At 57.3% G+C, this 9,913-nt stretch carries 10 protein-coding genes; all 10 read left to right on the top strand.

Annotated features, from left to right (window positions below; translation table 11 throughout):
* Positions 1-428: 428 nt before the first annotated feature.
* The 10 genes from ACP7AJ_RS12945 to ACP7AJ_RS12900 all read left to right on the top strand — a co-directional run bounded on the left by ACP7AJ_RS12945 (position 429) and on the right by ACP7AJ_RS12900 (position 9,907).
* Positions 429-1,796, top strand: a complete 1,368-nt coding sequence (locus ACP7AJ_RS12945) for a site-specific integrase (protein WP_426060628.1) — start codon at positions 429-431, stop codon at positions 1,794-1,796.
* Between the two features lie 56 nt (positions 1,797-1,852).
* On the top strand, positions 1,853-2,794 hold the full coding sequence (locus ACP7AJ_RS12940) for a hypothetical protein (protein WP_426060627.1): 942 nt from the start codon (positions 1,853-1,855) through the stop codon (positions 2,792-2,794).
* Positions 2,795-2,884: 90 nt separating this feature from the next.
* The gene (locus tag ACP7AJ_RS12935) at positions 2,885-3,178 is read left to right on the top strand and encodes a helix-turn-helix domain-containing protein (protein WP_426060626.1); all 294 of its coding nucleotides are present in this window, start codon (positions 2,885-2,887) and stop codon (positions 3,176-3,178) included.
* Positions 3,175-3,489 carry a hypothetical protein gene (locus tag ACP7AJ_RS12930; protein ID WP_426060625.1) on the top strand — a complete coding sequence of 105 codons (315 nt, stop codon included), beginning with the start codon at positions 3,175-3,177 and terminating at the stop codon, positions 3,487-3,489. The genes ACP7AJ_RS12935 and ACP7AJ_RS12930 overlap by 4 nt, the downstream gene beginning before the upstream one ends.
* Complete coding sequence (locus ACP7AJ_RS12925) at positions 3,483-4,634, top strand: AAA family ATPase (RefSeq protein WP_426060624.1); 1,152 nt, start codon at positions 3,483-3,485, stop codon at positions 4,632-4,634. Before ACP7AJ_RS12930 ends, ACP7AJ_RS12925 begins: the two co-directional genes overlap by 7 nt.
* Before the next feature lie 163 nt (positions 4,635-4,797).
* Complete coding sequence (locus ACP7AJ_RS12920; protein WP_426060623.1) at positions 4,798-5,838, top strand: DUF6371 domain-containing protein; 1,041 nt, start codon at positions 4,798-4,800, stop codon at positions 5,836-5,838.
* A gap of 78 nt (positions 5,839-5,916) precedes the next feature.
* The gene (locus tag ACP7AJ_RS12915) at positions 5,917-6,231 is read left to right on the top strand and encodes a hypothetical protein (RefSeq protein ID WP_426060622.1); all 315 of its coding nucleotides are present in this window, start codon (positions 5,917-5,919) and stop codon (positions 6,229-6,231) included.
* Between the two features lie 21 nt (positions 6,232-6,252).
* The gene (locus tag ACP7AJ_RS12910) at positions 6,253-6,564 is read left to right on the top strand and encodes a DUF5681 domain-containing protein (RefSeq protein ID WP_426060621.1); all 312 of its coding nucleotides are present in this window, start codon (positions 6,253-6,255) and stop codon (positions 6,562-6,564) included.
* A gap of 1,569 nt (positions 6,565-8,133) precedes the next feature.
* Positions 8,134-9,207, top strand: coding sequence for a DegT/DnrJ/EryC1/StrS family aminotransferase (locus ACP7AJ_RS12905; RefSeq protein ID WP_426060620.1), 1,074 nt, complete (start codon positions 8,134-8,136; stop codon positions 9,205-9,207).
* A 16-nt stretch (positions 9,208-9,223) separates the two neighbouring features.
* Positions 9,224-9,907, top strand: coding sequence for a WbqC family protein (locus tag ACP7AJ_RS12900; protein ID WP_426060619.1), 684 nt, complete (start codon positions 9,224-9,226; stop codon positions 9,905-9,907).
* Positions 9,908-9,913: the final 6 nt, after the last annotated feature.

Raw genomic sequence — 9,913 nt, 5'->3', positions numbered from 1 at the left:
GCCAACAACGCCCACGTGCGGTCACTGATTTCGTCTAATTGATTCACGAACGCAAAGCTAATTGTCCGTACAACCTAAGACATCCTCTGCCAGGCAAGAAAAGCTTGTCCCTGTCAAGCGATGTATGGTACTCAAAGCAGACCGCTGTCCGCGACTATTTGCAATACCAGTGCCGTAGCACCCAAAAGCAAAAACCCCTCAGCCTTGCGACTGAGGGGTTTTTCAATGTGGGGGATGTAGGGTTCGAACCTACGACCCTCTGCTTGTAAGGCATAGGAATTGCCGTTATTGACAATTACCAATATCCCTTAGCAGTAGAAAAAAGGCTGTTTCCTGCATCCTCTGCCTATTACGGCTTATTGTCGTTACCCCCCTTTCTACTACATTTGTTTAAACCAATGTTTAAACCAGCGTTGGAATAACCAGATATGGCAACGACGGAGCACAAGGAAGGTAAGGCCACGGTCAAGGTCGTTTACTACACTTACAAGACGCTGGCCGATGGGTCGCACCCGTTCATGGTGCGTATTACCAAAGACCGGAAGCTGAAGTATCTGGCCACCGGCCTGAGCTTGCACCCGAAGTACTGGAATCCGCTCAAAAAGGAAGTACGCAAAAGCTACCCCGACAAAGAGCGCGAAAAGCTGCTGACGAAACTGGCCGAATGGCAAGCCAAGTACAGCGGGGCCGCCGATACGCTGGCCGAAGCCGACGAGCAACACGACGCCCCGGCCGTAGCTGCCAAAGCCATTGAGGGTCGCAAGGCCACGCGCCGGGTGAAGCTGCTGGCGTATTGCGACGAACTGAGTACGGGCTACCTCAAAACCGGACAGGGAGGAAACTCCATTGTGTATCGCGACCTGCGCAACCAGCTGGCGAAGTTCATAGCAGCGGAGGCCAACGCGCCCGCCCCGCCCACCGGCCGGGGGCAAGCCGACGCCTGGGCTGATTGGCTGAGCAAATACGACATTCCCCTTGACCGGGTAACGGTTGCTTTCTGCCACGAATGGGAGGCCACGCTACGGGCCACGGGTGCCGAGGACACCACCTTATCCAACCGGTTCCGCACCTTGCGGGCCGTGCTGAATCGGGCCATAGCCAACGGCGTCAGCAAAGCAGAGCATTACCCCTTTGCCCGCACCGTGGCCGAAAAGCACAAGTTCAGCATCGGCAAGTTTGATGTGAGCACGGCGAAGCGGGCCGTAAGCCGCGACGAGCTGCGCCGCCTCGAATCGTTGGAGCCGGCCACCGACCGGCACCGGCTGGCAAAAGACGTGTTTCTGTTCTCTTTCTACGGGGGCGGCATCAACTTCGTAGACCTGGCTCAATTGCGTTGGCGCGACCTGAGCGGGGATGCCATAGACACTGGCCACGCCAACCGTTTGCACTACGTGCGGCAAAAGACCGGCGGCAAGTTTTCGCTGCGCCTGTTGGCCCCCGCTGCTGCTATCGTTGCGGCCTATAAGCCCCTCACCTTTGCTACGCCCGATAGCTACGTGTTTCCGGTGCTGGATTCAGCTAAGCACGTCAGCCCGGTTATGGTCAAGAACCGGCTACACAAAGTGCTGGGGCAAGTCAATAAGGACTTGAAAGAGCTGGGGCAACTGGCCGGCATTGCCACCCCGCTCACTACCTACGTAGCCCGGCACACCTTCGCCACCACCCTACGCATGAGTGGAGCCGGCACCGCCGTTATTGCGCAAGCAATGGGCCACAAGTCCGAGGCTGTTACGGCTGTTTATCTGGATTCCTTCGCGTCGGAGTTGGTGGATACAGCCTTTGAGGGGTTGCTGTAGAAACTAGACCCTGTTTATTACCCTTACAAAACCTTGCCCTTTTACCCTTGCAATCCGTGGCACATTTGAATCAACAGCACGAGTTACTTGCAAGTGCTTATAAGCGTGTGGACTATTTTCCGCAGTTGCTGTTAAGGCTAGCTCAGGCGCCCGTTTGGGACATCTTTGAAATCCTAACCAAGAGCTTGGCTAGCTACAAAGTTGGCGAGGGGATAGAACAGGGCCAGAAATTTGTTGGGCGCTTAAGGCACTACTTAGCGCAAATCCAAATGTCTGATGAAAACCGCGAGCAAATAAAAACGTGGGCATTCTGGACATATGAAAAGGAGCGCAAGCTGGTTGACGATACCATGAATCCGGAATGGAAGAAACAAGTTACGGAGGCTGACCGCGCCACTTTGGAGCGCAACCTATTATTCTATAAAGGCACCTTGCGTAGAATTGCAGCAGGCAATAAAGCATCCAATACCGCCGGGTTGTATGCTGCCACTGTAGAAACTGAGGTTGCCCATATCGAAAAGCATTTGGCTGAACTGAATGCCACAGTCCCGCAACTTGATATAACGACGAACGCAATTGAAGAACCGAAGTCGGCAAATGCCGAGGCTTCTACTTTACGTCCCGTCGCAAAAGCAAGAAGTAGAGAACCTAGAATAGCGAAACTAGCTACTGGTATCAGACCGGAAGAAATACGTGCACTGCTAAAAGTCGCGGGAGTGGGCGCGATATATACAAAGCCTGGCGAATGGGCTGCAGCGCTCAGGGCTTTGTTCAGAGCACAGATTTTGGAGGGCAATGCACCCGAAGTAAACCGCTGGGCTATTGAGCAGGGTTATCTTAAAGACTCAAAACGCGAAACAATACAGAAAGCTTGGTCAGGTGATTGGAACGAAGCTGTCCAGTATACGAACAATGACCAAAAATCCGTATTTCGGATTGCAACGAAATTGGCTGATAATTTATTGATTACAAACGGATTAAAGAAGAAGGACAACTGAGATAATTACCCGAAATACCTGAAATACCTTTTAGGTAATAAGCCCTGATAAACCCCGCTAACCTTTGACCTATCACCAACAGATAAGGTCATGTTAGACAACCCCTTTGAAACCATCAATGCCCGGTTAAGCAACTTGGAAGCATTGACGCTGGAAGCCCTGAGCTGCCTGCGCACCACGGCCATCGCCGCGCCCGAAGTGGGCGGCATAGAGTTGGCCCAAGAAATAACCCGCCTGAGCAAGCCGCGCATTTACGCGCTGGTATCGAAGCGGGGCTTGCCCGTAGCTAAGCGGGGTAACAAGTTGTACTTCACCCGCGCCGATTTGGTGGCTTGGGTGAACGCCGGCAAGCGGGGCGAAAACGAAACGGCCGCCAACGCATGAGCACGGGCGACCGCAACGCTTTGAACTTGCTGGGAGAGCAAGCCAAAGATAACACCCCGAACGCCACCAACCGGGTACGCCTTGCGGCCTTGCGCGGCTACCTGCGCGGGCTGCCGAGCCTCAATTTTTCGGAGAAGGGACGCGCCAACATCTGCGCACGGTTCATGCTGAGTGAGGCCGAACTGGGCGCCGCCATCGCCACATTGGAAGCCCGCCCTAGCCGACCCGCCGCCGCGCTGCTGCGCACCATTGGCGCGGCCGTAGCCGCCTCGCACCGCGCCAACGCCACGGGAGGGGCTGACCCATGCTGAGCAATACCTTGGCGACTGGCAGCTACAAGGCCCACCTGCTAGCCGATGCCGACCGCCTGGCTGACGAGCCCACCAACGAGCCCGCCGAACCGGCTACCCGCATCCGCACGGCGTCCCAACGCCTAACCGACGCCCGCAACGCCCCGCCGCTGCGCTCACTGTTTGGCTGCCTGTGGGAGAGCCCCGGCATTGTCATTCTGGCCGGGGACACGGGCGTTGGCAAAAGCGTACTGGCCGTGCATATTGCCCACCTTATTACGTCCGACACGCAGGCGCTGCTGGGCTTGCGCTGCGACGTGCGGGAACGGCTGCTGTACTACGATTTTGAATTGACCGACCGGCAGTTTGAAAAGCGGTTTGCTGGGTTCCCCTTCACCGACGAGCTGCTGACCGGCGACACCAACCCGGCTGCCGTAGACGTGGAAAGCTTCACGTTTGAGCATATCTGTGCCGACCTTGACCGCACCGGGGCGCGGATTGTCGTACTCGACAACATCACGGCCCTTGCCCTGAAAACGACTGCCGACGCCGATGTAAGTATCGGCATCATGAAGGGCCTGAAGCGGCTGCAGCTAGAGCGGGGCGTGTCCAGCCTGGTATTGGCGCACACCCCGAAGCTGCCACCCGGCGCGGCCTTGACCCTGAACCACCTGGCCGGCAGCAAGCACCTGTCCAACTTTGCCGATAGCGTGTTTTTCATTGGCCGGTCGGTGCAAGGCCCCCGCACCCGCTACCTGAAGCAAGTAAAAAACCGCACCGACGAGGAATTGCCCGGCGTGTTGGTCTGCGAACTGAGCGACGAAAGCGGGCACCTGGGCTTTACGCTGCGGGGCACTGACGACGAGGCCCCGCACCTGGCCGTGCCCGCCGATGAAAGCCCGACCACGCCCCGCAAAGCCCCGCTGGCTGACGTGCTGGCCGCGTTGCCAACGTGCCTGGCTCAGCCCCAACCGGCCGGCCAGCTCGAAACGCAACTAGCGGAACAATTCGATACCGACGCCCGCACCATCCGCAAGCGGCTGAAAGAGCTGACGGAACCGGCCGGCTACGTGCCCGACCGGAGCGGCCAGCTGTGCGCCGTGGTCAAAGAGCAACGGGGCCGGGAAGCCTGGTATTCGCTGCGACCGGTGCCCGTGCCTGCCTAATGCTGGAAACTGGAAATTTCCAACGTCAGCCCTTCCAATATCAACCATTCTAACTCCTGCCAACCGAACGTTGGACGTTGGAAATATGGAAAAAGCCCCTACAGGCAGATTTCCACCTTTCCAGTTTCCAACGTTCGCCCGGCGGCCTTTTTCTCCCCTCGCCATGCCAACGCTAACCGCCCACCGCTACACCCTGCAACCCTACGCCGGCCCGAAGTCGCGAACGACGTGCCCGGCCTGTGACAAGCCCCGCTGCTATACCCGCTACCTCGACACTGACACGGGCGAACTGCTACCCGATGCTTACGGCCGCTGCGACCGGGAGGCTAATTGCGGTTACCATCGCAACCCCTACCACACCGAGGGGGGCGGCACCAGCTACGCGCAACAAGTGCGCCTTGATGGCAAGCCGGCATTCTTGGAGCAGTACGTGCCCGCGCGCGCGACCCGCCCCCAGCCGATGCCTGTGCCCGTGCGGAGCATCCCGGCCGATGTGTTCACGGCCACGCTGGTCAGCTACGAGCGCAACACCCTGGCACAACTGCTACGGGGCCACTTCGGGCGGGGCGTTGCCGACGAGCTGTTGCAGCGGTTTCAGGTTGGCACCTCTGCGCACTGGCCGGGGGCCTGCGTGTTCTGGTTGCTCGACACGCACGGCCGGGTGCGGGGCGGCCAAGTGGTGCTGTACGATGCTACCGGCCACACCATAAAAGAGCCGCGCCGCTGCACGACGTGGGCGCACACGGCCCTGGCTCAGCACCACCAACGCCGGGGCCACCCCGCGCCGCCGTGGCTGGCTGACTACGCCCAACACGGCCAGAAAAGCCCGTGCCTGTTTGGCCTGTCTCAGCTCGCCACGGCCCCGGCTGCGCAACCCGTGGCCCTGGTAGAAAGCGCAAAAACGGCCATGCTGGCGACGCCCTACTTTCCCCGCTATGTCTGGTTGGCGACGATGGGCCTGAGCTACCTCACGCCCGACCGGATGGAGCCGCTACGGGGCCGGCGCATTGTCCTGTATCCCGACGCGGGTTGCCTCGCCAACTGGCAAGCCAAAGCCGCTGAGTTACGCCGCCTGGGCTTCAACGTGCAAGTATCCGACGAGCTGGAAAAGCTGGCGACGGATGACGAGCGCCGCGCCGGCCTTGACCTGGCTGACGTGCTGCTGAACGAATGGCCCGGCTACCCGCCCAATTGGGACGAATAACGTCGGCCGTACACTACAATGCTTGACATAATGCCCTACCCTTATTTTTCACTGTAAACAACAACAAAAAACAATCCCATGCCCTACGAATCTGGAACCAGCGACAACCCCATGGGCCGCCCCAAAGGAGCCGCCAACAAAGCCACGGCCGCCGCCCGTGAAACCATTACCGCCGCCCTAGCCGGGGCCGATGCCGTGAAGCTGGCCGCCCAACTCGACACCTTGACCGGCAAAGAGTATATCGATGCCTACGTGAAGCTAGCCGAGTTCGTAACCCCGAAGCTGCAACGCACGGCCCTGGCTGCGGAGGCTGGCACGGCCGGGCCAATACGTGTAACCCTGAACCTGGGACGGCCGGGTGAATCACTTACGCTCCCTGACCGCTTTGAGTAACCACCCTACACTTCCCCCACTATGGCATTTAAGAAAGGCATTTCCGGCAACCCCAACGGGCGCAAGCCGGGCACGGCTAATAAAACCACCCAAACAATCCGGGACAAATTCGCGGAACTACTCGCCTGTTACAGCCTGGAACAAATGAAAGCCGACCTGCTGGCAATCGAAAGCCCGAAAGAGCGGCTGAGCATCCTGGCCGGGTTGGCTGAGTTCGTAACGCCAAAGCTCAGCCGCACGGCCCTGAGCAATGACGCGGAAACCATGCCCTCCGTCGAAGATGCCCGCGCCGCCCTCTTACGCCGGCTGATTGAACAACGCGCCGCTGAATAATTTTGTCGGCTTAATGAAAAAGCCCTGCGTTCCTCAATCGAGGGCGCGGGGCTTTTTGATTTTTAATAAAGTTGCTTAATAAGCCGCCGGGCTCTGCTGCGGTTGTTGCGAAGCGAGTAACTTGAACCACCGTTTCGCTGAACGAGGTACGCCCGCAGGCGGTCGTTCCCCGGCGGGTCGACGAAGGATCGCCCCCCCGACACGAAGGATCGCTACTGCCAAAAGGAGTTATAGGCGAGTTATAGGTATGCCGAAAGGAGTTATAGGCACCTCAAAAGGAATTATAGGCGAGTGATAGGCACGTCGAAAAGAGTTATAGGCGAGTTATAGGTTGCGTTCTAGCCGAATAAGCGCCCCAAAAGCCGTTTTCTACGCAGTCTGGTGGCGTGTGCTCGTGCTTTTTCGCGGCCACTGGGTCACCCCAAGGCGCCCGAGACCGCTTTTCGCTTACTCCACAGTTTCGTTGAACCCGGCTGAGATTCGGATTTTAACCATTCATAGATGCCCTCTTGCGGTCCGCGTCCTTCCAGCGATTCCACGTAGCGGCTTTGCAACCGGACCAAGACGTGCACGCCACGAGTGCGGGGGAGCCCCCTCCCCACGGAAATGGAGGAAAGCGCCCTTAGGGCGCAACCACCCGCCGGCCGCCGGGCGGGGCTTTTTTCGTTAGGGCGTGAGTAGGACCAATGCCGCGCCCAGCACCAGGCACACGAGGAAGGAAACGTAGAGCACCCACTCGGGCTCCCGGGGGGACTCTTCGAAGTAAAAGGCAGTAATCCGTTGGGCATAACAGCGGGGAGAGAGAGGAATACAGCGCAAAACGTCCGAAAAATAAAAATTATTCGTCGATGGAAAAGGGGGTTGGTCGCTTTAAGGGAATAAACCCTCGTATAGAAATACGGCAAGCGTTTATGACACGACCCTTTCGGTGAACGAAAAGCGTAAAGCTTGCTTATCGAAAAACCGATTCATCTTGCGGGCCCCACGGGGGCATCGGTGTCCATGCAAGAAAAACAAGGCGGCCCACCCCGGCCAAGCGCGCGGTCGGCGGGACGGTGCTGTTCCTGGTTACGGCAGCGTGGATGGGGTATAGGCTATTCCCAGACACGGGGGCACATCGACCGGGCGGTGGTCAAGGGAACATTGAGCCCTACGCAGTAACGCGGTGGCGCTCTAGTACGTGCATCCATTGGACCAGTCAACGCATTCTCAGGGCACCGGCAAATCGATGCCGGCCTGGAACGACACCTACAAAGCAACCGCGAGAGGGTTGGGGTAACTTATTTGCGGTCCTCTCCCGACAACACCATCCTGCCCACCTTTGAAGGGGAACGGTCAATGTCCTCCGTGTTGGTCCTGCTGGTTATTGCGACCACCTCTTTTTTTTCATCGTCAAAGGCGACCTGATAAATCCGTTATTGTAACCGAGGCCCTTGCTTTGCGATTCGGACCTTTCAGCTTAATGCTCCGGTATATATCCCCGTTCCCTGTCTACTATTGTACTTGAATGGCGCCTGCGCACAACTCATCATCTAATTTCACCCCTCTTACTCTTGTTTGAACCCTTACATGATAAATGTTACCAAAACTTATCTGCCCCCCTTGGCGGAATATGTAGCTTATCTGGAGGGCATTTGGGAGCGGACTTTGGTAACCAACAACGGCCCGCTGGTGGTTGAATTGGAAGAAAAATTAAAAAGTTACCTAGGCGTCAAGCACTTGTTTTTTGTTGCCAACGGTACCGTTGCCCTGCAAATTGCTTTTAAAGCGTTAGCCCTGCGCGGTGAGGTCATCACGACGCCTTTTTCCTACGTGGCCACCACTTCCAGCATCGCCTGGGAAGGTTGCCAGCCCATTTACGTCGACATCCATCCCCAAACGTTGTGCCTGGATGCGACCCTACTGGAGCGCGCAATTACTGCCGAAACCACCGCCGTTGTGGCCACGCACGTGTATGGCAACCCCTGCGAGGTGGAGGCAATCCAGGTGCTGGCGGACAAGTATGGCCTTCAGGTCATCTACGATGCGGCCCATGCCTTTGGGGTGCAGCACCGCGGGCAGTCAATCTTAAATTTTGGGAACGTATCGGCGTTGAGTTTCCACGCCACCAAATTGTTTCATACCGGCGAGGGTGGCGCTATCGTGACCGACGACGACGAATTGGCGTTCAAGCTGGGGTACATGGTCAATTTTGGGCACAACGGGCCAGAACGCTTCTGGGGCCTCGGCATCAACGGCAAAAACTCTGAACTCCACGCCGCGATGGGCCTTTGCGTACTGCCCAATGTGGCGGAGCTCATCCGATGCCGCCAAGCATTAAGCAACCTCTACGACCAATTGCTGGAAGGACGCGGCTTGGCCAAACCGGTGATAAGTGCTGAAACCACTTACAACTATGCCTATTACCCGGTGCTTTTTCCAGACGAGGAAAAACTGCTCGCGGTGATGACTGCCCTCCGGGAGCAGCAAGTTTTTTCGCGCCGCTATTTCTATCCCGCACTTACGGACCTCCCTTACGTACGGCCCCAACAGGCTCCCGTGGCACAAAGTGTTGCTTCGCGAGTCCTGTGCCTTCCGCTTGCGCACGACTTGGCCCCGGCCACGGTTCAGCAAATAGCCGCCACGGTGATCAACTGCTTGTGAGATGCGCATTGCCGTCATGCAGCCATACATTTTTCCTTACCTCGGCTATTTCCAGCTGATTGCGGCCGTGGACAAGTTTATTCTCTTTGATGACGTGCACTTCATCAACAAAGGCTGGATAAACCGCAACCGCTTACTGCTGAACAACGACATCGTCACGTTTACCATTCCGTTAAGAAAAGCATCCCAGAACAGGCTCATCAAAGACCTGGAAATTTCGCGTGAAATAAAATGGCAGCCCAAGCTGTTAAAAACGATAGAGATGGCGTATGCCAAGGCTCCTTACTTTCGGCAGGTGTTTCCGATTGTAAATCACATATTAACGGCTGACGATACGCATATTTCCCGGCTGGTGCACCGCAGCCTACTGCACGTGTTGGACTACCTTGACGTGGGCACGGAGGTCGTAGCCAGTTCTGCCGGCTATGCCAACGGGCATTTGCGGGGCCAGCATAAAATTCTGGACATTTGCTGCCAAGAGCAGGCCGGCGAATACGTGAACCCCCTGGGCGGGGCCGCGCTTTATGAACGAGCTCTGTTCGACCAACACGGCGTGCATCTGCATTTCCTAGAACCAACCCTTATTGGGTACCCGCAGTTTTCTTCGACCTTTGTGCCCGGGCTTACCATCTTGGATGTGCTGATGCACAATTCCCCTGGGCAAGTTGGCCAAATGCTTCTGCACCCCCGCTTAGTGTAAAGGAAT

This window comes from Hymenobacter sp. B1770 (assembly GCF_049896385.1).
Taxonomy (GTDB): domain Bacteria; phylum Bacteroidota; class Bacteroidia; order Cytophagales; family Hymenobacteraceae; genus Hymenobacter.
This window is presented reverse-complemented; position numbering and strand designations above follow the sequence as displayed.

What these genes read in the sequence shown, in the direction of transcription:
- ACP7AJ_RS12935 (WP_426060626.1), top strand. Translation starts at nt 2,885, where the DNA reads ATGTTAGACAACCCCTTTGAAACCATCAATGCCCGGTTAAGCAACTTG.
- ACP7AJ_RS12930 (WP_426060625.1), top strand. Translation starts at nt 3,175, where the DNA reads ATGAGCACGGGCGACCGCAACGCTTTGAACTTGCTGGGAGAGCAAGCC.
- ACP7AJ_RS12925 (WP_426060624.1), top strand. Translation starts at nt 3,483, where the DNA reads ATGCTGAGCAATACCTTGGCGACTGGCAGCTACAAGGCCCACCTGCTA.
- ACP7AJ_RS12920 (WP_426060623.1), top strand. Translation starts at nt 4,798, where the DNA reads ATGCCAACGCTAACCGCCCACCGCTACACCCTGCAACCCTACGCCGGC.
- ACP7AJ_RS12945 (WP_426060628.1), top strand. Translation starts at nt 429, where the DNA reads ATGGCAACGACGGAGCACAAGGAAGGTAAGGCCACGGTCAAGGTCGTT.
- ACP7AJ_RS12905 (WP_426060620.1), top strand. Translation starts at nt 8,134, where the DNA reads ATGATAAATGTTACCAAAACTTATCTGCCCCCCTTGGCGGAATATGTA.
- ACP7AJ_RS12910 (WP_426060621.1), top strand. Translation starts at nt 6,253, where the DNA reads ATGGCATTTAAGAAAGGCATTTCCGGCAACCCCAACGGGCGCAAGCCG.
- ACP7AJ_RS12900 (WP_426060619.1), top strand. Translation starts at nt 9,224, where the DNA reads ATGCAGCCATACATTTTTCCTTACCTCGGCTATTTCCAGCTGATTGCG.
- ACP7AJ_RS12915 (WP_426060622.1), top strand. Translation starts at nt 5,917, where the DNA reads ATGCCCTACGAATCTGGAACCAGCGACAACCCCATGGGCCGCCCCAAA.